Origin of the sequence: Pseudomonas sp. FP2294, assembly GCF_030687625.1 — a bacterium.
Classification (GTDB): Bacteria; Pseudomonadota; Gammaproteobacteria; order Pseudomonadales; family Pseudomonadaceae; genus Aquipseudomonas; species Aquipseudomonas shahriarae.
In genome coordinates this window covers 3209357-3232042 of sequence record NZ_CP117441.1, presented here as the reverse complement: position 1 = coordinate 3232042, position 22686 = coordinate 3209357, and the positions used below count along the sequence as shown (strand labels likewise).

General features: G+C 61.9%; 24 protein-coding genes. 7 read left to right on the top strand and 17 right to left on the bottom strand.

Annotated elements, in window-relative coordinates:
* The first annotated feature begins 102 nt into the window (after window positions 1–102).
* The 3 genes from PSH73_RS14260 to PSH73_RS14250 all read left to right on the top strand — a co-directional run bounded on the left by PSH73_RS14260 (window position 103) and on the right by PSH73_RS14250 (window position 3564).
* Complete coding sequence (locus tag PSH73_RS14260) at window positions 103–1332, top strand: CaiB/BaiF CoA-transferase family protein (protein ID WP_198831398.1); 1230 nt, start codon at window positions 103–105, stop codon at window positions 1330–1332.
* Window positions 1329–2123 carry a methylmalonyl-CoA decarboxylase gene (scpB, locus tag PSH73_RS14255; RefSeq protein ID WP_057959285.1) on the top strand — a complete coding sequence of 265 codons (795 nt, stop codon included), beginning with the start codon at window positions 1329–1331 and terminating at the stop codon, window positions 2121–2123. Before PSH73_RS14260 ends, scpB begins: the two co-directional genes overlap by 4 nt.
* Window positions 2124–2211: 88 nt before the next feature.
* Window positions 2212–3564 carry an SLC13 family permease gene (locus tag PSH73_RS14250; protein WP_305460770.1) on the top strand — a complete coding sequence of 451 codons (1353 nt, stop codon included), beginning with the start codon at window positions 2212–2214 and terminating at the stop codon, window positions 3562–3564.
* 3 nt (window positions 3565–3567) lie between these two features.
* Here the strand turns inward: PSH73_RS14250 and PSH73_RS14245 are convergent, their stop codons facing one another.
* Both PSH73_RS14245 and PSH73_RS14240 read right to left on the bottom strand, forming a co-directional pair.
* Complete coding sequence (locus tag PSH73_RS14245) at window positions 3568–4188, bottom strand: FMN-dependent NADH-azoreductase (protein ID WP_198799335.1); 621 nt, start codon at window positions 4186–4188, stop codon at window positions 3568–3570.
* Window positions 4185–4631 (bottom strand): GNAT family N-acetyltransferase, encoded by a 447-nt coding sequence (locus PSH73_RS14240; RefSeq protein ID WP_057440916.1) that lies wholly within the window; start codon window positions 4629–4631, stop codon window positions 4185–4187. Before PSH73_RS14240 ends, PSH73_RS14245 begins: the two co-directional genes overlap by 4 nt.
* 87 nt (window positions 4632–4718) lie before the next feature.
* On the opposite strand from PSH73_RS14240, the gene PSH73_RS14235 reads away from it, so the two are divergent.
* The gene (locus PSH73_RS14235; protein WP_198799334.1) at window positions 4719–6122 is read left to right on the top strand and encodes a PLP-dependent aminotransferase family protein; all 1404 of its coding nucleotides are present in this window, start codon (window positions 4719–4721) and stop codon (window positions 6120–6122) included.
* Window positions 6123–6234: 112 nt separating this feature from the next.
* Window positions 6235–6729, top strand: coding sequence for a DUF2165 family protein (locus tag PSH73_RS14230; protein ID WP_120733360.1), 495 nt, complete (start codon window positions 6235–6237; stop codon window positions 6727–6729).
* Between the two features lie 148 nt (window positions 6730–6877).
* On the opposite strand, the gene PSH73_RS14220 is transcribed toward PSH73_RS14230, so the two are convergent.
* A complete protein-coding gene (locus PSH73_RS14220; protein WP_198799333.1) occupies window positions 6878–7402 on the bottom strand; it encodes a ClbS/DfsB family four-helix bundle protein in 525 nt (174 codons plus the stop codon).
* Between the two features lie 344 nt (window positions 7403–7746).
* On the opposite strand from PSH73_RS14220, the gene PSH73_RS14215 reads away from it, so the two are divergent.
* Window positions 7747–8604, top strand: coding sequence for an SDR family oxidoreductase (locus PSH73_RS14215; RefSeq protein WP_057959291.1), 858 nt, complete (start codon window positions 7747–7749; stop codon window positions 8602–8604).
* Between the two features lie 154 nt (window positions 8605–8758).
* Here PSH73_RS14215 and PSH73_RS14210 read toward each other — a convergent pair whose 3' ends face one another.
* Both PSH73_RS14210 and PSH73_RS14205 read right to left on the bottom strand, forming a co-directional pair.
* Window positions 8759–9013: a hypothetical protein gene (locus PSH73_RS14210; protein ID WP_198799332.1), complete on the bottom strand. Its 255-nt coding sequence runs from the start codon at window positions 9011–9013 to the stop codon at window positions 8759–8761.
* Window positions 9014–9191: 178 nt separating this feature from the next.
* Window positions 9192–10133 (bottom strand): LysR substrate-binding domain-containing protein, encoded by a 942-nt coding sequence (locus PSH73_RS14205; RefSeq protein ID WP_057959292.1) that lies wholly within the window; start codon window positions 10131–10133, stop codon window positions 9192–9194.
* 249 nt (window positions 10134–10382) lie between these two features.
* Here PSH73_RS14205 and ycaC point away from each other — a divergent pair, with 249 nt between their 5' ends.
* A complete protein-coding gene (gene ycaC, locus PSH73_RS14200) occupies window positions 10383–11009 on the top strand; it encodes an isochorismate family cysteine hydrolase YcaC (RefSeq protein ID WP_032861405.1) in 627 nt (208 codons plus the stop codon).
* Between the two features lie 198 nt (window positions 11010–11207).
* Here the strand turns inward: ycaC and PSH73_RS14195 are convergent, their stop codons facing one another.
* The 12 genes from PSH73_RS14195 to tatA form a co-directional block, all read right to left on the bottom strand.
* Window positions 11208–12545: a cation:proton antiporter gene (locus tag PSH73_RS14195; RefSeq protein WP_057440923.1), complete on the bottom strand. Its 1338-nt coding sequence runs from the start codon at window positions 12543–12545 to the stop codon at window positions 11208–11210.
* A gap of 24 nt (window positions 12546–12569) precedes the next feature.
* Window positions 12570–14042 (bottom strand): amidase, encoded by a 1473-nt coding sequence (locus PSH73_RS14190; protein WP_233096734.1) that lies wholly within the window; start codon window positions 14040–14042, stop codon window positions 12570–12572.
* 5 nt (window positions 14043–14047) lie between these two features.
* Window positions 14048–15718 carry an NAD(P)/FAD-dependent oxidoreductase gene (locus tag PSH73_RS14185; RefSeq protein WP_057959293.1) on the bottom strand — a complete coding sequence of 557 codons (1671 nt, stop codon included), beginning with the start codon at window positions 15716–15718 and terminating at the stop codon, window positions 14048–14050.
* A gap of 63 nt (window positions 15719–15781) precedes the next feature.
* Complete coding sequence (locus PSH73_RS14180; RefSeq protein WP_057959294.1) at window positions 15782–16423, bottom strand: peroxiredoxin-like family protein; 642 nt, start codon at window positions 16421–16423, stop codon at window positions 15782–15784.
* Window positions 16424–16442: 19 nt separating this feature from the next.
* Window positions 16443–17207, bottom strand: a complete 765-nt coding sequence (locus PSH73_RS14175; protein ID WP_057440929.1) for a hypothetical protein — start codon at window positions 17205–17207, stop codon at window positions 16443–16445.
* Between the two features lie 11 nt (window positions 17208–17218).
* On the bottom strand, window positions 17219–18841 hold the full coding sequence (locus PSH73_RS14170) for an FAD-binding oxidoreductase (RefSeq protein WP_198831397.1): 1623 nt from the start codon (window positions 18839–18841) through the stop codon (window positions 17219–17221).
* Complete coding sequence (locus PSH73_RS14165; protein ID WP_057440933.1) at window positions 18831–19697, bottom strand: class I SAM-dependent methyltransferase; 867 nt, start codon at window positions 19695–19697, stop codon at window positions 18831–18833. The genes PSH73_RS14170 and PSH73_RS14165 overlap by 11 nt, the downstream gene beginning before the upstream one ends.
* Before the next feature lie 34 nt (window positions 19698–19731).
* On the bottom strand, window positions 19732–20661 hold the full coding sequence (locus PSH73_RS14160; RefSeq protein ID WP_057959296.1) for a GNAT family N-acetyltransferase: 930 nt from the start codon (window positions 20659–20661) through the stop codon (window positions 19732–19734).
* Between the two features lie 50 nt (window positions 20662–20711).
* Window positions 20712–21224 (bottom strand): MarR family winged helix-turn-helix transcriptional regulator, encoded by a 513-nt coding sequence (locus PSH73_RS14155; protein ID WP_057440936.1) that lies wholly within the window; start codon window positions 21222–21224, stop codon window positions 20712–20714.
* A 92-nt stretch (window positions 21225–21316) separates the two neighbouring features.
* The gene (tatC, locus tag PSH73_RS14150; protein WP_057440938.1) at window positions 21317–22081 is read right to left on the bottom strand and encodes a twin-arginine translocase subunit TatC; all 765 of its coding nucleotides are present in this window, start codon (window positions 22079–22081) and stop codon (window positions 21317–21319) included.
* The gene (tatB, locus tag PSH73_RS14145) at window positions 22078–22371 is read right to left on the bottom strand and encodes a Sec-independent protein translocase protein TatB (protein ID WP_057440939.1); all 294 of its coding nucleotides are present in this window, start codon (window positions 22369–22371) and stop codon (window positions 22078–22080) included. The genes tatC and tatB overlap by 4 nt, the downstream gene beginning before the upstream one ends.
* The gene (gene tatA / locus PSH73_RS14140; protein WP_115128392.1) at window positions 22371–22586 is read right to left on the bottom strand and encodes a twin-arginine translocase TatA/TatE family subunit; all 216 of its coding nucleotides are present in this window, start codon (window positions 22584–22586) and stop codon (window positions 22371–22373) included. Before tatA ends, tatB begins: the two co-directional genes overlap by 1 nt.
* Window positions 22587–22686: the final 100 nt, after the last annotated feature.

Sequence of the window (22686 nt, the reverse complement as noted above, 5' to 3'; positions counted from 1 at the left end):
GATTTTCCGATGGTATCAGAGGAATATCATATTTTTAGTTTATGAGATACGGCGCCTAGACTCGGACCACAACCCACTAAGCGTTCTTCACTGGAGAGCCCTATGCAAGCTTTGCAAGGCGTGAAAATCGTCGACCTGAGTCGCGCACTGTCGGGGCCGTTCTGCACCATGGTGCTGGCAGATCTGGGTGCCGATGTGATCAAGATCGAGTCCGGCCCCGATGGCGACATGAGCCGTACCTGGGGGCCCTTTGACCGGGGCGTGAGCACCTACTATCTATCGTGCAACCGCAACAAGCGCGGCATGTGCATTGACCTGCGCAACCCCAAGGGGCTGGCCACCCTCCAGCAACTGATTGATGACGCCGATGTGGTCATCGAGAACTTCAAGCCCGGCACGCTGCACAGCATGGGCCTCGGTTATGAGGTGCTCAGCGCCCGCAATCCACGACTGGTGCTGGGCAGCATCAACGCCTTTGGCGCCGATGGGCCGATGAGCAGTTGGCCGGGCTTCGACCAGATCGCCCAGGGCTACTCGGGGCTGATGAGCCTGACCGGTTTCGGCGATGGCGACCCGACGCGCACCGGCACCGCTATTGGCGACCTGACGTCGGGCATGTGGCTGGTGACAGCTGTGCTGGGCGCGCTGCTGGAGCGCGAGCGCAGCGGGCGTGGTCAGCATGTCAGCACCTCGCTGCTGGCCAGCCTGGTCGGCTTGTTGAGTGTGCATGGCCAACGCTACCTCAGCCTCGGGGACGTGCCGCGCCGCACCGGCAACGCCCATTCGGTGATTGCGCCTTATGGCGTGTTCCAGACCCTGGATGGCCCGCTCAATCTGGCGCCGATTACCTCGGCCATGTGGGGGCGCCTGTGCATACTGCTGGATTTGCCCGGGCTGCCGGACGATCCACGGTTCGCCACCAATGAAGCGCGGGTCGAACGTCGTGATGAATTACGCGATATTCTCGAAGACCGCTTGAAAACCCGCAGCAAACGCGAATGGACCGCTCTGTTTGTCGACGCAGGATTACCCGCAGGCCCGATCAATACCCTCGATGAGGTGTTCGCCGACCCACAGGTGCTGCACAGCCAACTGACTGAAACACTTACCCATCCGACCCTCGGTGCCCTGCGCCAGGTGGTGACTCCAGTGTTTGGCAGCACTGCCAGCGGTGCCAGCCGCCCACCGCCACTGCTGGGCGAACACACCGTCGAAATCCTGCGTGAAGCCGGCTTCGACAGCACATCCATCAACGCACTGCTCGACGCAAAGGTCGTGTTCCAGGACTCCGCCGACAGCCCCTGCACCCAATCAACAGGAACCGCACAATGAATCCCGCTGCTACTGCCACCGTGACCGTCCACCCAGTCGATGAGCGCATCGCGCGACTGGTCTTCAGCAACCCCGCACAACGCAATGCACTCAGCGCACAACTATTGCAGTCACTCGATGAGAGCCTGCAGACCCTGGCGGCACAACGCATCCCGGTGGTGATCCTGGGCAGCGAAGTCGGCCAATCGGTATGGAGCGCCGGCCACGACATCCGTGAGCTGCAACACGACCGCGACCCGATTGCCTACGGCAAGCCGCTGGAACGGGTCATACGTCGCATCCGTGCTTATCCCGGAGTGGTGATCGCCCTGGTGTCCGGCTCGGTGTGGGGTGGTGCGGTGGACCTGGTGATGAGCTGCGACCTGGTCGTCGCGGACCCCAGCGCCAGCTTTGCCATGACCCCGGTAAATATTGGCTTGCCGTACACCACCAGCGGCTTGCTGCGCTTTTTCAACAATTTGCCGATTCATGTGTTGAAGGAAATGTTCTTCACGGCGCAGAAGCTTGATGCGCAGCGTGCGGAACGCTTTGGCCTGGTCAACCGCCTGGTCGACAGCGATGTATTGGAAGCGACTGCGCTGGAGCTGGCGCAAGGTATTGCCAGCAAGGCGCCCCTGGCGGTTGCGGCGGTCAAGGAACAGCTGCGCATCCTTGAAGACCTGCAACCGATGCCGGTGCAGGCGATGGAACAGATTGCCGAACTGCGCCGACAAGCCTGTGAAAGCGCCGACTTTGGCGAAGGCCTGGCAGCCTTTGCCGAGCGCCGGCCGGCGGTGTTCGGCGGTCGCTAGAACACGCGTGCGGTAGCGCCACATCCCGAAAAAATAATAACAAGGGCGGTACCTGCGGGGCCGTCCGACTGCGGGGAGTCAGATTGCAATGAATAATGAGCTTCTGTCGATTCTGGTGTTGGTGGTCATCTTCGGCATCGCCAGCGTGTTGCCCATCAACATGGGCGCGCTGGCCTTTGCGGCGGCCTTTGTCGTCGGTTCGGTGATATTGGAAATGACCCCGGCGACGATCTTTGCCGGGTTTCCCAGTGACCTGTTCCTGACGCTGGTCGGGGTCACCTATCTGTTCGGCATCGCGCAGAACAACGGCACCATCGACTGGCTGATCGAGCGGGCGGTGTTGATGGTGCGTGGACGCGTCGCCTGGATCCCCTGGGTGATGTTCGTGGTGGCGGCATTGCTGACCGGTTTCGGCGCGCTGAGCCCGGCGGTAGCCGCGATCCTGGCGCCGATTGCGCTGAACTTCGCCGTGCAGTACCGCATCAACCCGGTGTTGATGGGGCTGATGGTGATTCATGGTGCCCAGGGCGGCAGCTTTTCGCCGGTGAGCATTTTCGGTGGCATCACCAATCAGATCGTGGCGTCGTCCGGGCTGCCCTATGCGCCGTTCACGTTGTTCATCACCAGCTTGCTGTTCAACCTGGGGATTGCCATGGTGGTCTTCGTCGTGTTCGGCGGTTTGCGCAGCGCGCGCCTGTCGCTGGCACCGGTCTCGTTCGGCCCCACGTTGCATGCGGCGGGTGCATCCCTGGCGATTCTTGGCCATGGCGGTACGCCGGCTTCCCCGGCCTATCACCGCACCGACCTGACCGGCGCCGGTGCGCCGCTACAGGCTGTCAGTGGCCTGGACGGGGCCAAGCTATCGACACTGATCGGCTTGTTGGCCCTGGCGATCTCGGCGCTGGTGTTCAAGTTCAATATCGGCCTGGTGGCGATGACGGTCGCGGTGGTGTTGGCCATGTTCGCACCCACGGCGCAGAAGGCGGCCATCGACAAGGTCAGTTGGTCGACGGTGCTGCTGATCACCGGGATCATCACCTACATCGGCGTGATGCAGACCATCGGCACCATCGACTATGTCGCCCATGGCATCTCCGGGCTGGGTGAGCCGCTGCTGGTGGCGTTGCTGCTGTGTTTTACCGCCGCGATCATCTCGTCCTTTGCGTCGTCCACGGCGTTGCTGGGGGTGATCATTCCCCTGGCCGTGCCCTTCTTGAGCCAGGGCCATATCAGTGCGGTCGGCGTGGTCGCGGCCATCGCCATTTCCACCACCATCGTCGATACCAGCCCGTTCTCCACCAACGGCGCACTGGTGGTTGCCAATACACCGCCGCAGGAGCGCGAAATAGTCTTGCGCAGCCTGCTGATCTACAGCGCAGTGATTGCCCTGGTCGGGCCGTGTGTTGCCTGGCTGACCCTGGTGGTGCCGGGCCTGCTGTGACGATCAGGTACCCATCAGTGGGTTGAACAGTGACTCCAGTGACAGCCGGGCACGGCTCTCCTGGAGCGCTGCTTGGACCGCTTCCTCACCGAATACCAGGCCCTGGAGGTAGGTGAAGTGCGGGTCGAACAGCCCGAGGGTGCCCAGTACCTGGCGCAGGTAAGGTGTCAGGAAGTCCGGTTGCCGTGCCGACGCGCCCTGATGAAAACCACCGGAACCCACCAGCACATACACCGCACGGTTGCTCAGCAGACCGGTCTTGCCCTCGGGCCCTGAGCTGAATGTGCGGTGAATACGCAGGACGTAGTCGATCCACAGCTTGAGTGCAGCGGGCAGCGTGAAATTGTGCATTGGCGTGGCAATCAGCAGGATATCGCAGCCTTCCAACTCGCGGATCAGCGTTTCGGAAACCTCGAAAGCCGGCGCGTCGAACGGCGTGGTCGTCGCCAGGCCCCGGGCGTAATCCATGCCGAGCGGTGGCAGTGGGTGTGTGCCCAGGTCACGTTCGACCAGTTCGAGCGTCGGGTGGCGCTGGCGAAGGGTGTCCACCAGTTCCAGTGCCAACTGGTTCGCATGGGAAACCTGGCCATTGGGGCTGGCGTTGATCAATAGAACACTCTTCATGCCGGACTCTCTGTGTGAAGGCGTTGGGTGAAGTGCATGCCGTGGGCCAGCAGCCCTTGGCGAAAGTAGAAACGTTGGGCCAGCGGCATATGCAGCCCGGTGTCCAGCACAAAATGCGCGCAACCGCGCTGCACGGCTTCTTCGCGCACGGCGTCCAGCAGCCGTGCGCCGAGGCCACCGCGCTGCAGGTCGGGGTGTACCACCAGGTCATCGACGTAAATGAAGCGCCCGTAGAGCAGGTTCTCCAACTCGCGGTAACCGGCCAGGCCCACCACCTGCCCAGCTTCCCATGCAGCCAGTAGGCGGTAGCCTTGCCCGACCTGGCGCAGCAGTTGCGCGACATAGTTGGCCGGGTTGGCGACATGGGGTCGCAGTACGCGCATCAGGTTGAAGCTGGCCGCGAAGGCCTGCTGGTCCTCTAGATGCCCAAGGGTATAAGCCATGTCGGTCTTCCGCTGTAGAGAGGTAGCTGACCTTAAAGCCCCGATGACTTAAGCTACAGGGCCGAAAAATGCATAAATGACTAGGCCATGATTCCTCCCTTTACGCTGGACCGTAGCCAGAGCGCGCCGATGTATCGCCAGCTTTACCAGCGATTTCGCGAATCCATTGCCGATGGCCGCCTGCGCCCGGGGGATCGCGTGCCTGCCGTACGCGCGTTGGCGGCGCAGTTGAACCTGGCGCGTGGCACGGTAGAAGCGGCTTACCAGTTGTTGATAGGGGAGGGTTACCTGATTGCGCGGGGCGCCGCCGGGACGATTGTCACGCCGCAACTGGCTGCCGTTGCCTCGCCCGTACTCCCGGCCCCGGTTGCTGCGCCGCAGTACTCGTCCAATCATTGCGGGGCGCTGCCGTTGGCACTGCAGATGGGGCTGCCCGCACTGGATGCATTTCCCCGCAAGCTCTGGACCCGGCTGGCCGGTCGTCAACTGCGCCAGGCCGGCCTCGAGGGTCTGGTGTACCCGGACCCGCGTGGCCATGCAGCATTGCGCACAGCCATTGCCAGCTACCTGGGGATTGCCCGAGGGATTGCCTGCCGCCCGGAACAGGTGTTCGTCTGCGCGGGCTATCGCGCGTGCCTGGACCTGATCAGCCACACGCTGATGCGCCCCGGCGATCGCTGCTGGCTGGAAGAGCCGGGCTACTTCATGGCGCGCAACACACTCCGGGAGGCCGGCGTGCAGTTGGTGCCGGTTGCCGTGGATGAGCAGGGGCTTGATGTCGCGCAAGGCATCGCCCGCTGTGCGGATGCACGCTTTGCCGTGGTCACGCCGACCCACCAGAGCCCGCTGGGTGTGTCACTGTCCCTGCCGCGCCGGCTAGCACTGCTGGACTGGGCCAGTCGCCAAGGTAGTTGGATCATCGAGGATGATTACGACAGCGAATACCGCTATCAGGGCCGGCCCTTGCCTGCGCTCAAGAGCCTCGATCAGCAGGGGCGGGTGCTCTATACCGGCACCTTTAGCAAGGTGTTATTTCCGGGCCTGCGCCTGGCCTATCTGGTGGTGCCGCAGGCGCAAAGCGACGCCTTCGCCCGCCAGGCTGACCGCCTGCACAACCACTGCCCGCAGCTTCTCCAGGCGACGGTCAGCGCCTTCCTCTACGAGGGGCACTTTGCACGGCATTTGAAAAAAATGCGTACGCTCTACGCGCGCCGCCGCCAGTGGCTGGTCGATGCGCTACAGCAACAGTTCGGCGAACGGCTGTCGATCAACCTCCAGGCCGGAGGCATGCACCTGATAGCGGGCCTGAGTGAAGGGGATGATGTGGAACTCGCCCAGCGCGCCCGGGCCATTGGCCTCGCTGTCGAGCCGCTGTCGCAGTGGTACCTCGAGGCCAGGTCCAGGCACGGCCTGGTACTGGGTTTTACCAACATCGCCAGCGCCGAACAGGCTGCCGCGGTGGCGCTTCGATTGGCTCAAGTCATCACCTAGGTGGCGTGCCGGCAAAAAGGCTTTATCGCTAGGTAAACCCCTACAGTTGTGTGTCTCGAAGGCACTCAAAGGACGTGCTAGCGTAGCCCTTTCATTGCCCTGGGAAGCAAACATGACCACCCGCTACGCAAAAATCGTCCTGACCCTGATGCTGGCGGCCTTCGCCGCGCTGGTGGCGTTCAATAACCTTACCGATTACGGCTCCAACTTTGCCTTCGTCCAGCATGTGTTGAGCATGGACACCACCTTTCCGGGTAATACGGCCATGTACCGGGCAATCACCACACCCTGGCTGTGGCATGGCGCCTATGGGCTGATCATCGCCGGCGAAGCCTTGACTGCCGTATTGCTGGCCCGTGGGGCGCTGGCAATGTGGCGGGCCAGGCTAGGCACTGGCCGGCAGTTCGATGCCGCCAAACAGGTGGCCATTGTCGGTTTTACTGCGGGCCTGCTGGTGTGGTTTTTCGGCTTCATGGTGATTGGCGGTGAGTGGTTCCTGATGTGGCAATCCCATCAGTGGAACGGCCAGGAAGCGGCATTCAAGTTCTATATGGCGCTGCTCGGGGGGCTGATTTTTCTCAACCAGGCGGAGGCTGATCGCGACTGAAGCGCCTCATACGGTCAGCGAGTAAATTTGACGAACAACCGTTCAGGGTCGTGTTCGTCAAGGTGCTCGATGCTCCCGCTGGGGATAAACCCGGCCTTTGCGATCATGGCCTGGGAAGCGGTGTTGGAGGCATGGTGCGAAACCGTCCCTATGCAGGCTGAGGATTGGGGCCTTCTGCCTTAAGCCATTTGCGCAAGCGCCCACGTGCATTGTCATAGGGGGAGGCGGTGTTGAACTGGATCATCCGCCCCATCGTCCAGTGCTCGTACCACGGGCATTCATACAGCTCGGCATTCTCGCGGCTCTGGATGCTGGACACGATCCGCTGCTTTGCGCTGTCGAGCCGCTCGAGCAATTGCTCAAAAGGGATGCCTTGGTAGTCGCGGTAGAACTTCTGTGCAAGCTGGCCCAACTGGTTCCACTTGAAGCCGGTTTCCGGGAAGTCGATGACGGTGCCGGCGGCGTCCGCGTCCAGCCACTTGAGCACCAATTCATTCCAGCCCACCAGGTAGGCGACCAGATTGGCGACGCTCATCTGCGTCCCCTTGGCATGCCCCTCCAGGCTGCATTCGTTGACCCGGGGCATGGGTACCCGCCGGATGACACTGAGTAATTTTTCATAGGTTGCATTAATGGCATCGAGCAACTCTTGTTTGTCTTGAGGGACCGCCATAACTCACCCGCACTGTAAAACTGCATCCTGCCTCAGCGTGGGGGGCGAGATCTACACCCACTGCCCTCGATCCTGCCCCATGACCGTCTGCGTGCCCCGTGTGCCGGTCCGAGGCGCCTGTATCGGCCGGACTTGAGTCGGCCGCAGACGACAGCCTTTCTCAACGGCGTTTCGAGAGACTGCTGGTCGATGACGACCCATTGGTACTGATCAGCAGTGGGGCGATGCCGGATATGACGGGTAGACACCGGCCGCCCTGACGCTAATCCGGATTTCGCAATTTGATCTGAACTAACGCCCCCGGGGTGTCCTCGCAAGAAGAGGAAAACCCAGGAGGAACACTGATGATCAACTATCCAAAACCCCCTTTCGCACCTCAACAGCAACCTGTGCCGGGTGATCAACGCCGAATGGATCCCCAGCCCGATTGCGGTGAACAAACCTATAAAGGCTCAGGCCGGCTTGCCAACAAAATCGCCTTGATCACCGGGGCTGACAGCGGCATCGGGCGCGCCGTGGCCATCGCTTTTGCCCGGGAAGGCGCTGACGTAGCGGTGTCATACCTGGACGAACACGAGGACGCAAAAGAGACTGCACGCTGGGTCGAAGCGGCCGGGCGCCAATGCCTGCTGCTGCCGGGAGATCTGAGGAACCTGGCGCAGTGTGCGGCCATCGTGAATGACACGGTGGAGACGTTCGGGCGCATCGACATTCTGGTCAACAATGCTGCGTTCCAGATGTCCCACGAGACCCTTGAAGAAATCAGCGATGAAGAATGGGTAATGACATTCGATGTCAACGTGACAGCGATGTTTCGCATCTGCAAGGCCGCGTTGCCCCACATGGCCGAGGGCAGTTCCATCATCAACACCAGCTCGGTCAACTCCGACACCCCCAACCCGACGCTGTTACCTTACGCGGCCACCAAAGGCGCCATTGCGAACTTCACCGCCGGGCTGGCGCAGTTGCTGGGTAAGCGCGGTATCCGCGTCAACAGCGTTGCACCGGGGCCAATCTGGACGCCCTTGATCGTATCGACTATGTCGCAGGAGGCGGTGAAGCATTTCGGTGCCAATACGCCCCTCGGTCGGCCCGGCCAACCGGTCGAGGTGGCGCCGATTTACGTACTGCTGGCGTCGGACGAGGGCAGTTACATCTCCGGTGAACGTTATGGCGTGACCGGCGGCAAGCCGATTCTCTGACGCGCCCCTGGTGCTGAACGAAGCGGCGCAGGTCACTGATCCGCCGCGACTTTCAAGGCCTCGGCGCACCCCCAATTCACCGGCGAATTGGGGGTGTGTACCGCCACCTCCGAGCCGGGGATCGGTCACTATCCGGGCATTCTCGCCAAGGCGATTACCCCACCGGCGGCAGGTGGGATGATTGCCGGGATACCACCATTTCCTCGAGGATCTCCCGGACAAGCCTATTGATTCCCGACTCGGCGTGATACTGGGCACGATTGATGCTCGCGATGGTGAATTGATTGGCATCTTGCGCTAAAACAGTCACTGACAGGCTGCCGTCCGGGTTGATCAGGCAGGTGACGACACAGTTGGGTAGGCGACTGGAAAGAGCACTTTCGATCTCTGTTTTGGTGAGCGTTTCCATGAGTTCACTGTGTAAGAAGGAGCGGCAGGGCAAGGCTAGCTCAAAAAGACGCTGCGTAAATACTGGCAGGGTAATGGCAGTGCCTGATGGCACCACGGTGCGGATTTGTGTGGCGCGATAGTGGACGTTTCGTTGTGCCTCGCCCGGGAGAAAAACAGCGGCCAAGCTCTTCGTGGCTCTAGCTGGACTCATCGAAGTTTGACGTTCTCGCGGCCTGGCTTTGCTGGTGTTTTTCAAACGCCTGCGCCAGAAAGTCGATCAAGGTGCGCACCGACGGTAACAGCCCGCGCCTTGAAGGGAAGACAGCGCTGATCACACCTTCGGTGGGTTGCCAGTCGGGGAGCAGGCTGACCAGGCGGCCGTCGTCTATCTCATCCTTGACCACGGCCAGCGGCAGGTTGGCGATGCCCACGCCCAGCAGTACCGCGCTTTTCAGGGTCGGCATGTCGTCACTGACCAGCCGTGGGGTGTGGCAGATCTCAGCCCTCATGCCTTCTGGCCCGGTCAGCCCCCAGGTGTATTGCAACAGCGGGCTGCCCCAGTTGATGGTCGGCAGCCCGGATAAATCCGCAGGGAGTAGGGGCAGTGGATGCGCCTGCAAAAACGCCGGGCTCGCTACCAACACCTGGGGGCTCCTGGCGAGCAGTTTCATCACCAGGTCGCTGCTTTCCAGGGGCGGGAAGCACAGGTTCAGCGCAATGTCATAGCCCTCGCTGATCACATCGACCTTGCGGTTGAAACTCTTCACATTGAGTTCAACGCTGGGGCACTGCGCCATGAACTGGCCCAGCATCGGCGCTACCCAGTAATTGAGCAGCGCGGTGGTGCAACTCAGGCGAATCACTCCGCGCGGCTCGGCTTTGTTGAAGGCGATCAGCTCCTCGGCGGACTCTGCCTCGGCGGTCATTGCCACGCAGTGGCGGTAGTAGGCCTGGCCAATATCAGTGACCTGGAACTGACGGGTGGAGCGTTGTATCAGGCGTGCCCCCAGCCGCGCTTCCAGCTGGCTGACCCGGCGGCTCAAGGTCGACTTGGGCATGTTCAGCGCCCGACCGGCCGCTGCGAAACCACCATGCTCAACCACCTTGGCGTAGAGGAAGAGCTCATTCAGGTCGAACATGGGTATCGTTCCATTTTTGAGATGGTGAAGTTTAATTCAACCACTACCGAGCACCTAGTGTGATGACTAAAGTGGGACCCTGGTTTTTTCCTACAACCATCAGCGGGGCACGCGAGGACGGTCAATAGGCGGGTTTTGTCAGTGAAAGTGGTTCAGTGACGACGAGCTAGACTCCCAGCGCCATAAACACCGTTGACTCTTTCCGGTGCGGCCCATTTCGGGAAACACCTTTTTACCAGGAGCATCATGATGTCTAAACCCTACGTTCGCCTGGACAAAGACAACGCAGCTGTCCTGCTGGTTGACCATCAGGCTGGCTTGCTGTCACTGGTCCGCGATATCGAGCCCGACAAGTTCAAGAACAACGTACTGGCCCTGGCTGACCTGGCCAAGTACTTCAAGCTGCCGACCATCCTCACCACCAGTTTCGAAACCGGCCCCAACGGCCCGCTGGTGCCCGAGCTCAAGGCGCTGTTCCCGGACGCGCCGTACATTGCCCGCCCTGGCCAGATCAACGCCTGGGACAACGAAGACTTCGTCAAGGCCATCAAGGCTACCGGCAAGAAGCAACTGATCATCGCTGGCGTGGTGACCGAGGTGTGCGTGGCGTTCCCGGCGCTGTCGGCCCTGGCCGAAGGCTATGACGTGTTTGTGGTGACCGATGCCTCCGGCACTTTCAACGAACTGACCCAGCAATCGGCCTGGGCCCGCATGACCGCCAACGGCGCGCAACTGATGACCTGGTTTGGCCTGGCCTGCGAGCTGCACCGCGACTGGCGCAACGATATCGAAGGCCTGGGGACCTTGTTCTCCAACCACATCCCGGACTATCGCAACCTGTTCACCAGCTACAACGCGTTGACCGAGGGCAAGTAAGCCCCAGCCCCCACCTCCTGCAGGAGCCGGCTTGCCGGCGAAAATCGTCAACGATAATGCGGGCAACCTGCAGAAACGCAGCCAGTTTGCGTTTTTCGCTGGCAAGCCAGCTCCTACAAAAAGCCGGGGCTCATCTGACCCTGTAGGAGCCGGCTTACCGGCGAAAACCGTCGACGATGACGCCGGGTGTCAGGTCTCTTATTTCACCGCAGGTTGGCCCACCGGTATACGTCGCTCTTCACTCGTCAGCAGGCGGATCAGGGGCGAGGCGATAAAGGTACTGATGATGGCCATGATCACCAGCATGGTGAAGTACTCCTTGGGCAGCACGCCCAGGTCATAGCCCACGTTGAGCACCACCAGTTCCATCAGCGCCCGGGTGTTCATGCACACGCCGATCAGCGCGCTGTTGCGCGGTGTCTCGCCCAGCCAGCGGCTGGCGCCGTAAGCCCCGAAGAATTTGCTGGCGAACGCCACCAGGCACACCAGAAAGCAATTGAGCAGCGCCGTGTCGCCGTTGAGCGAGCCGATGTCGGTGCGCAGGCCGGTGTAGGCAAAGAACACCGGCAGGAAAAACGCATTGACCAGACCACTGACCTTGGCATTCCACTGTGTGACAAAGGGCCGGTGGGTGTGCAGGGCGACGCCGATGATAAAACCGCCAATGATCGAAAATACGCCGATCAGGTTGGTAATCACTGCACTGCCAAACAGCACGATCAGCATCAGGGAAATACCCTGGGCCGACAGCGGCTTGCGCTCCAGGTCGCCGATGATCCAGCGCAGCACCAAGGGCCGCACCACCCACAGCACCAACACGATAAACACCGCCAGCGCGAGGATCCTGCCCAGGGAGGCCCACACACTGAAATTGGACGCGATGATCGACGTTACCCCACCGAGGATCAGCCAGCCGCACACATCATCGATGGCCGCCGCGCCAATCGTCAGGGTGGCCACGCGGGAGCGGGACAGCCCCAGTTCCATGAAGATCCGCCCAAGGATCGGCAAGGCGGTGATCGACAACGCCGTGGCAAAAAACAGTTGGAAGGCCAGCAGTGGCGGCTTGTCGCCGACGATCTGTTGCCAGAAATACTCGGCCACCAGGAAGCCACTGGCAAATGGCACCAGCAGTCCACCCAGGCTGATCGCCATGATCGAGCGTTTACGCCCCTTGAGGTGGGCGCCGAATTCAAATTCCAGGCCCACCTGGAACATCAACAGAATCAGGCCGACCTGGGCCGTGGCGACAAAGGCGGTGGAGGTTTGCGGCACAAAGATACTGCTGAGCAGTTCCGGGAAAAAATACCCCAGCAGGCTCGGGCCCAGGACCAGCCCGGCGAGAATCTCCCCGGCCACCGGGGTTTGCCCCAGGCAGCGGGTGCTGAGCCAGGAGATCAGGCGGCTGGCGCTGAAAATCACGATCAGTTGGATCAGGAACAACAGGGTCAAATGCTCGGCCTGGGAGCCCACGGCCGATTGCCCGCCCGCAGGCGCAGGGGCTTGTAGCGTGATAGCGCTGGTGTTGGTTTGCATGGGGAGGTCCTAGTACTTGAGGTGTCAGAGCGGGGGCTTGCGCCAGCCGCCGAATTCCATTTCCAGAAAGCGCGCGGCTTCCAGTAACAACGCGTCCTGGCCCAGCCCGGCCACCAGTTGCACGGCCACCGGGCAGCCCTGGTCGAGGCGCCCCATAGGCACGCAAAGGGCCGGAAAACCGAGGACATTGAACAGCGCGCAATAGCCGATATCGAACGGGCGCTTCAGGGCACTGCCATGGGCCGGCGCCACGCTCGGGGTGGCCGGCAACACCAGAATGCTCTGGCCGTCGAACAACCCGGCCAGGGCCTGCTGCAAGTGATCGCGCTGCTTCAGGAACCGCGCGAGCCCCGGGTTGCCCAGCTGATCGCCGCAGCTGTCCATCAAGCTGGCAAGCAGTGGCCCCCGGGAGAACTGCGGCCTGCCAGCCAGGGCTGCATACAACGCCCGTGGATAATTCAGTGGCTGCCCATCCCCGAGGTAGTCGGCCAGGTGAATATGGGTCTCGCACTTGAGTACGGCCAGCCAGATAAAAAACGCGTTGGTTAAACAGCTTTCACTCCAGGCTTGCACCTCCACACCTTGGTCCGCATAACGCTGGCCGGTCTCGATCACCGCAGCAGTCACGGCGGGCGAGAGTGGCGTGCCCCATTTGACAGGGGCCGGCAGGCAGATGAATACGCGCTTGAGCGGTGTCGCCTGGGGCGGTTGCTGGTAGCCGGAGTGGATATTGCGGTCGATGCCGTCGCTGCCGGCGATGACCTCCAGCACTACGCCCAGGTCCTCTGCGTACCGGCACAGGGGGCCCGCTGCAAAGTGGCCGGCAACGGCTTGGGACGCCGACAATGACCACCGCTGGTCATCCAGCGGCAGGTGCCCACTCAGCGGCACCAGCCCCCGTGACGGCTTCAAACCAAAGATCCCATTGAACGCCGCCGGGATGCGGATCGAGCCGCCGCCGTCGGTGCCCAGGGCAAAGGGCACGCATCCGCTGGCGACCATCACTGAGTCACCGCCGCTGCTGCCACCGGCGGTGCGTGAGGTGTCGTAGGGGTTGAGTGTGCGGCCATACACCAGGTTGTCCGTTTCGGGCCACAACGCCATCTCTGCCTGATTGCCCAGAGCCAGGGGGATGGCGCCGGCCGCCAGCAGCCGCGTGGCCACCGTGGCGGTGCTGCGGGCGCGGGTATTGCTGCGCAGGCGTGAGCCGCAGGTCTTGGGGGCCCCCGCAAGGCCCAGGCCTTCCTTCATGGAGAAGGGCACGCCGTGCAAGCGTCCCAGTGGCCGCCCCTTGAGCACATCCTCTTCGGCCCGGCGGGCAGCGTCGCGGGCAGCCTCGAACAGGTCGACCGCCATCGCATTGCACAGTGGCTGGACCTGCTCCAGGCGCGCAATGCATTGCTCGATCAGTTCCACCGGCGATATCTGCTTGCCGCGAATCAACCACGCCAGTTGCACGGCACTCAGGTCCAGCAGGTCAGTGCGGACCTGCGCCATGCCGTTCATCCGCGACGTACCAGGTCGAGGAAGCCACCTTCCTTGCCAAACGGCGACTTCAGCAGCTCCGGCGACTCGCCATATTTGTAGAACAGTGAAGGGCGCAGGCGCAGGACCGCAGCCCGTGCCAGGTCCTGCACGGCGCCACCGCCATGGCGCAGCAACAACTTGAAGTGGCGTGCGGACAGCGACCACTTGACCATTTTCATCAGCCGCACCCGCAGCAGCGCCGAGCGCAGGTAATAGTTGGAGGCGTAGATCGGCCGTGCGCGGTTCTCCGCCCTGTACAGGTCGAAGTTGATGGTGCGTGAGTAGAGGTTGGGCATCATCTCCGGGCTCAAGCCCGGGTTCGAGCGACGGATCTCTTGCAGCAGGCAGGCAAACGGCAGGGGCGAGGGTTGCATCTCGCGGGTGTAGCGCGGCAGCAGGTCGGCAAATTGCTGGGCCTGATGACCATCGAGAAAATCCCCGGTCATGTACATCGGCAACACCACGTGGAAGTACGCCATGTTGGCGAACAGCAGGGTCCAGCCCATCATGAACGGGTCGTCCATCACCTCGTACCACTTGCTCCAGGTGTCCTGCAGGGCCAGTTGCGCCTGGATGTGCGACTCCAGGCAATTGACGTAGGCGGGTGTCAGGCTGCCGTGGATATCCTTCTCGATCATCGCAGCGACTTGCGGGATCTGCTGCGCCACATAGGCCAGCCCGGCGCTGTTGGCCGGGTCGAAGGTAAAGGCTGCGTCGCCCAGCAGAAACCAACCTTCGGTCGAGTAGTATTGCCGCGCCTCGTACATGTAGTTGTGCATGGCCTGGGTATCGACCAGTTGGCCCGACTCGATCAACTCGGTAATCACCGGATGGTCGGCCATGACCTTTTCCTTGAAGGCCTCCAGGGTGCCGATTTTCTGCTCGATCATGTCCGGCCGGTAGGTGATGCCGATGCTGATCATCTCGTTGCCGTCGTCGCTGCGCATCGGGATCATCCAGATCCAGTAGCCCTTGCCATAAAAATGATGGGTCACGTAGTACGGGTCGTAGCAGTGATGCTTGTCCTTGTGCGCGGTGATGCTGGACAAGATGCTGCGGTCGAAGTCCTTGAGCCTGAGCCAGAAGGTACTGCGCTGGTACGTCGCTTCTTTGTGCAGCTTGAGCTTTTTCGCCATGAAGCGATTGCGGCCGGTGGCGTCCACCACCCAATCGGCGGTCAGTTGCTGTTGCTCATCGGCGGCACTGCGCAGGGTCAGCAGGTGGGTGGCGTGCTCACCGGCATTGAGGTCGACGGCAGTGACATCGGCCTCAATCATTTGTACCTGCTGATCACCGACAATCTGGCGCAGGTCCTTGTCGAAACTGAAACGGTTGAGATTGTAGGCCGGCATGCGGATCACGCCCGGAGCCTCGTGCACCACGTAGTTGCGGCACTCGGGGTTGTTGCGCAGCTTCAGGTAATAGGTCAGGCCGTACTTGTGGTAGTGCTTTTCTTCCAGCAGGCGCCCCAGCCCCAGGCCCTTGAAGAAGTGGGTAGTCAACTCGACTGTGGACTCGCCGACGATCGGGCGCTTGCGGTCCGGGCGCCCGATCAGGATGACTTCGACACCCGGTAACCTTTTTTTGAAGTACAGCGCGGCCAGGTGACCGGCTACACCGGCCCCCATGATTGCGATTCGTTTCATGTCGTCAGTCCCTGAACAAGTGGGTTCGCCAAAGGCGTGGGTACCTTCGGCGAGGGTTGCCGGTTATACGCGGCTGGCGGCCGTGATCAATGCCTGTGGCTCTACCCGTTGCGAGTAGTCCACGTTGACGAAGGCGGCGCGGATCAGCCCGTCCTGGCCGATCACAAAGGCGCTGGCCAGGGGCAAGGTCAGGGCGTCGGAGCCGTTGAATAGCTTGAGGTCGGCACCCAGGGAGCGGTAGACCTCATCCAGCTCGTCTTCGAGCTTGAACACGATGCCGTACTGGCGCGCCAGCTGGTTATCGGTATCGCTGAGCAACAGGTATTTGATGCCGAGGGCTTCGCGGGTCTTGCGCGTGAACTCCGGCGTTTGTGCCGACACGGCCACCAGGGTGGCGCCCGAGGCGGCAAGGTCCCCGACCATCTGCTGGTAGGCGGTCAATGCCTGGCCGCAGAAGGGGCACCACAGGCCACGGTAGAACACCAGCACCAATGGGCCTTTATCCAGCAACTGGCGTAGGTCCACATCCTGCTCGTCAGCATCCTTGAGCACCGCCAGGGGCGCCTTGTCGTTGACCTTCAGAGCCTTGTCGCCCAAATGGCTGTCGAGCAGCGTTTGTAGCGATGCCTGGAACTTGTGCAGGACCTCGGCAGGCAGCTGGGCCATCTGGTCCTTGACGGTTTGTAGCTTTTCTTTAAGCGACATTTGTGACTCCTGTTCACATCTATTGAGAAAGGCTGCGGGTAGCCCGGGTAAAAATCCTGGTGGCGGCTTTGCCGCTGGGTGGGTAGCGCTCGAACAAATGCTGCACCCAATCCGGCCGGGTCTTGCTGGCGTCGTTGATCCAGTTGGCGACCGAGTCCTGGGCGTATTTGTCGGTTTCATCGAGCATGGCAATCAGCAAGGGTTCGGCCATCTGCGGCTCGGCTTTGAGCGGGGCGATGTGCTCGCACCAGACCCCACGCGGGCGCAGGATTTCAACGCAGAAACGGCGGATCAGCGGGTCATCGCTGCGGGCATGGCGGCGTAGCATCTCCAGTGCGCCCGTCAGGTCCCGGGCCAGCAACGGTCGCAAGGCAATCCAGGCCCATTCGCGCACGCCGAAATGCGGGTCGGTGGCGAATCGGAACTGGCTCAGCAAAGCCTGCTCCGGTTCGCTGTTGCGTTGGCAGTAGGCGTTGGCAAAGGCCGCCCAACTGCGCACGGTGTCCGACGGATGCTCCAGCAGCAGGCCCCAGGTCTGCTCGCGCAGGGGCAGGGCGGCGCTCTCCAGCCACTGCCCCAGCGCAAGGCCCAGGGCGGCGACTTTCTTGGAAATGCCCAGAGCCTGGCCGGCCTGGGCTGCGCTGTAAAGTGTTCGCGCCAGAGACGGCTCCAACTGCGCGCCAAGGGCCGCTGCCAGCGCTACCTGGTCAACGGCCAGACACTCGCCCAGATTGCGGGTGGCCAGGCGGCCCTGGTCAATCAGGTCCTTGCGTTCCTCACTCATCTCGATACCACCTACGCGGTCATGGCCTGGTCAGGCGTTGGGTTTGTGGCGCAGTAACGCCCTGGTGAAAGCAGGTTGCCCGGATCCAATGCGGCCTTGATCCGCGCCCCGAGCTGCCAGGCGGGCCCCTGAGCGTCGGTCAGCAGGTGCATGAAGCTGGCGGGCACGCGATACGGCAATACGCCCTGTGCCTTGCCTTGGGCGAACAGTTGGCGATAGCACTCATGGGCCCGGGTTGACGCCTGGGCGTCCGCACGATCGAACAGCAGCGGTACGGTGCAGTCGATGGCACGACTCGACAGGCTGGTCAGCGTCACCGGGCAAGGCATTTGCTGCTGGCGGCACCGACGCTCCATGGCGCGCACAAAATCGGCGACCTCCTGGATTTTCAGCGGCAGGATCGGTGCGTACCAGATCAGCCCGCAGTTATCCCGCGCCGGGTTCAGGGGCGCATCGGGCAGCGGCTTGGCGCCGGCAGTGTAGGCCAACGGCAGGGCCACTTCGCTGGGCTGGCCTTCCATCAGGTCGATGCCTTGCAGCATCTTGCCCAGGGTCCGCTGCCAGCGCCGGGACCAGCCGCCGGGCAGATGGCCTAGCAAGCGTCGAGCGGTGGTCAACTGACCACGGCTCTTGAACATCGATTTGCTGGCGAAAGCCTCAAGTTCACGGTTGATCATGTGTTTGAGCGGGGCGTACTGGGCTTTCTGGCAATAGATCGAACCGACGCCCATCCACGCCGGCAGGCCCAGGGCATCGGCGGCGGCCCGTTGCTCCTCTTCACTCATGCCCACCACCTGGGTGTCTTCGCTGGCCATGGTCAATAGCCGTGTGCGGTTCATCAGGTTGATACCACCAATCTGCCCGGGGGCCAGGTCCAGCATGCGCTTGATCCCTGCCAACGCGGCTTCCAGCCCTTGCTCTTCATCCACCCAGAAATAAAACGGCTGGATAACCTCGGGCTTGCGCACCAGGGCAATCGACATTTGCGTCACCACGCCCAGCCCGCTCTGGCTGAACAGCCCGTCCAGGTACGGTCCCACACCCCATTTGAAGCAGGGCGCCGTGACCCCCAGGGCCATTGGCGAGCGGTACAGCGTGCCGTCTGCCAGCACCGCTTCGATGCCGAGTACCGCCTGAAAGTGATCGGTATGGGGGGTGATGCCAAAACCGCGCTCCAGTGCATTGCCCAGCACGCTGCAGGTCGGGCCCGCGCCGGTGACGGGTGTCAGCCAGGGCAAGTTGTGCTCCTGTAGATAACGGGCGAGATCGCCCTGGGTCACCCCTGGCTCCAGGGTCACCACCGACAGCTCCTCATCGAACCCCAGAACCCGGTCCATCCCGGACAAATCCATCAGCACACAGCGGGCGTCGCTGGTCGAGGCGCTGCCATAACCCCAGTTGTGCCCGGTGCTGATCGGATGCACGGCAACCCCATGACGCTGTGCGATCACCATACATGCCGAGACTTGCTCGGTTGAGCGTGGCGCAATCACCACCCTGGCATACGCGGGGGAACACATGGTGTCTTGCCCGAAACGCTCGATGCTTGCCGGGTCGACGCGCACACCCGCGTCACCGAGAACCTCGCGCCATTGTTGCTGGGCAAATGTCAGGTGGGCGGATTCAAAAGGCACTGGCCAGGCCTCCCAGGCGCAGGAACAGGCGCAACTGGTTCACATCCGCCTGGCGACTGGCGGGTAGCGCAGTGTAGCGGCGGCGGAACTCGGGTTTCATTACCTTCACGCAGCGTCGCTTGGGCGTGCGAATCACCATCATCAACGGGCTGAACGCGGTGCTATAGACCTTGGCACACGGGCCCAGGTAACTGGCGGCCAGGGTCTGGAACTCTTCCAGCGAGAAAGCCGCGAGCAGCGAGTTTCGATAGTCCAACAGGGTTTCCGCGTCCGCGCCGTCGCTGGCGCGCTGGACAAAGTAGTCGACGGACTCGATGGTTTTCAGGCGCCCGAAGTCATTCAGGTAAATCGCCCGGTCATTGCGCAGTACCCGGGAGATATTGCGAAAAGTACCTTCCAACTGGCCAAGGTTTTCCAGGTGATGCAGGGCCATCGACGAGATCACTACATCCACGCTGCGGTCAGCGATCATGCTGAGCCGAGTCATGTCATCTTCAACCAGTTGCACGTTGTCGATGCCTTGCTGATGACACGCTTCACGCGCCACTTCCAGCATGTTCTGCGACAGGTCCATGCCAATGAATTCGGCCCGTGGGTTGAGCCGTGCGACTTGCAGCAACAGGGCCGCCGGGCCGCAGCCGATGTCCAGCACCACGTCGCCGGGCTTGATCAGCGCGCACATCTGCGCACAGTGATAAAGGTGGGTGCCGGACAAGGCCTGGCCCTGGGCCGCACTGTCGGCATAGGACGCCACACTCTGTTGTGCTTCCATGACCAAGGCCGGTTCGGGTATGCGCTCGAACGGTTGCTTGATCGTTATTTCCCTGAATATCGCGCGCAGCAATCCGCTGTCCATACTGCTTCCTCCATGAAATGACGTTTGAACGTGCTTACGCCAGGGCCAGTGCTCGCTGGACCCGTGGCGACAGGTTTCGGCCATGCACGCCACAGCGCGCCATATGCGTCAGCACTTCTTGCGCGTCCCAGCGGCGTACGCTGCCGGTAGCGGGCAGGCGGATATGGGCGTAGTCACTGCGGCAGAAAAAATCGAAGAAGTGCGTGCGCTGGCCTTCGACGGAAAACCCCAGGGTGGGGCGCTGATAAGCCTGCTGAAAAATCGCCGGCGCGTTGCCCAGATCCAGACACAAGGGCAGCGACAGGGCGTTGTTTAGCTTGGTGTAGGGCTGCACCCGGCCCATGGGGGAGAAGAACAATACATTGCGATAAAACGCCCCCGCCCGCGGATGCACGGCGATCAGCAAGCGCTGTACCCCGCGAAAATGCATGGCCCAGCGAAACATCGCATTGTAGAGCATCAAGGGCACCCCTTTGCCTCGGTAACCTGCAGCCACCGCCAGGGTGCCGACCTCTGCCAGCCGGCCGCCGGCCAGGCGCTGCATGACGACCTCGTTGCCATGGACTTCTTCCAGGGGCAAACCGAGCATGGAATCTTCGATCAACGAGACGGTGCCGACGATCTGTTGATCCTTGATCGCCACAAAGGTGGTGGTGCCCGGCAACAGGTGGAACGCCGAAAAGCGCATTCCGGCCCGGCACACTGTGGAGATACCGCGCCGTGCATAGCTGTCATTGACCAGGCGCAAGGCCTCTTCCAGTTCGAACAGACTTTGCACCGGGCGAAACTCAAAGCCTTCGATGGCCAGGGAATGGCGGGCGATACGCTTGATAAACAAGCGCCGGTAAAGCGTGGGTGGGATGTAGCGTTCCAGGGAAACCATGCTGTGGCGGATGACATCGACGCCACTGTGGATCCGTGGCTTCCTGCCGAAATTGGTCATCACTCGCTGACTGTGCAGCATCAAACACCTCCTTGTGTGACTACCGCGATTGAAGCAATTGAAACCCGGGCCTAATGCTCATCCGGCAGTTGCTGGGACAGTGCGTGGCTGGCCGAGATGCAATAAATCGACTCGGACAATGCCTGGCGCTGCTCAATGCTCAAGCCCTGGATGATGCCGCTGATCCAATCCGTGTGTTCGGCAAACACCTCATCGACCACGCGTTTACCGTCGGTGGTCAGGCTGATGATCAGCTTGCGTCGGTCGGTCGGGTCGGTTTTGCGCTTGATAAACCCGTCGCCCTGCAAGCCATCGAGCAAGCCGGTAACGGTGCCGGTGGTAATTGAAAGGCGGGTCGCCAACTCCAGCGGCGACAGCTTCCCGCCGGCACTCTTGAGGGTGAGCATGATGACGAAGCGGCCCTCCGACAGGTTGTAGCGAGCCAGGCGGATGGCACACACACGATTGATCGCGGCCGCGGCCGACAGCAGCTCGAAGCACAGCTTGACACTGTCCCTGACCTCGGCTGGCACCCCATCAAGCTCGCGCAGCATGATGTGGTGTTTGTTCTCTAAAATATTCATAAGGCGCAGTTTATCTTGGCGCCTTACTAAGTCAACATTTTGTTTATCGTGCGCGGTGCGTCATTGTCTGCGGGCCCTGGGCCACGCCGCAATTAGCCCGCCGTATCCGCCGCCGGTACGTCTGTGCGCGGCTTGCTCACCGACCGACTGGCCAGCAGCCCCAGCTCAAACAGAATCCACATCGGCACCGCCAGCATGGTCTGCGAAAACACATCCGGCGGGGTCAGCAGCATGCCCACCACAAAGCAGCCGACGATCACATACGGCCGGCTCTTTTGCAGGGTCTGCACATCGGTGATACCGGCCCAGATCACCAGGAAGGTGGCCACCGGAATTTCAAACGCCAGGCCGAACGCCAGCAACAGCGCGAGGATGAAATCCAGGTACAGGGCGATATCAGTCATCATCGCCACGCCGTCCGGGGTCACGCTGGTAAAGAAGCCGAACATCATCGGGAACACCAGGAAAAACGCGAACGCCATGCCCAGGTAAAACAGCACCACGCTGGCGGCCAGCAACCAGGCGGCGGTGCGGCGTTCCTGGCGATACACCGCCGGTGCGATCATGCCCCAGGCCTGGTGCAGCAACAGCGGCATGCTGATAAACAGGGCAATCATCATGGTCAGCTTGAGCGGCGCCAGGAACGGTGACGTCACCCCGGTGGCGATCATGGTTGCGCCGCTGGGTAAGAAATCGCGCAACGGTTGCGAGACGAAGCTGTAGAGCTGCTGGGCAAAGGGGAACAGCGCGCAAAACACCAGGAGGATCGCCAGGACGCAGCGCACCAGGCGCGAGCGCAACCGGGTCAGGTGGCCGGTCACCGACAGGCGCGGAGCAGGCAAGGGCAGGTCGCTCATGGGGCAGGTGGTCCTTTGGGCGTGGCGGTTTCTGGCAGCGGGGCGTCCAGGCGGATGCCGTCGCGCAGTTGCTGCTCCAGTTGCCGCAAGGGTTGCTGGTCGATGCTCTGCAGCAGGTGTTCGTGGTCCAGTTCCTGGGTGACCTGGGCCTTGAGCGTATTCATCGCCCGCTTGGCCCGGCCCAGCCACAGCCCGGCATTGCGCGCGGCAATCGGCAGGCGCTCGGGGCCCAGCACCAGCAGCGCCACCAGGCCCACCAGCAGCAGTTCGCTAAAACCGATATCGAACATCAGAGTTTGCTGTCGGCAGGTCGCTGAGGTTCGGCTTGCACCTCAAGGCTGGTCTTTTCTGCCGCCTGGGCGCCGGGTTCGTTGCCCATGGAGGAGCGAAAGCCCTTGATGGCCTCACCCACATCACTGCCCAGGCCCTTGAGGCGCCGGGTGCCGAACAGCATCACCACGATCAGCAGCACGATGACCAGTTGCCAAATCCCTATACCGCCCATAACGCCACTCCAAGCCATTGATTTGAAATATGAAGGCGCAGTTTGCCGAGGCTTTATGACGGCGCGGTGACGGTTTTGCGGGAATTGTGTGAGTCTGCCA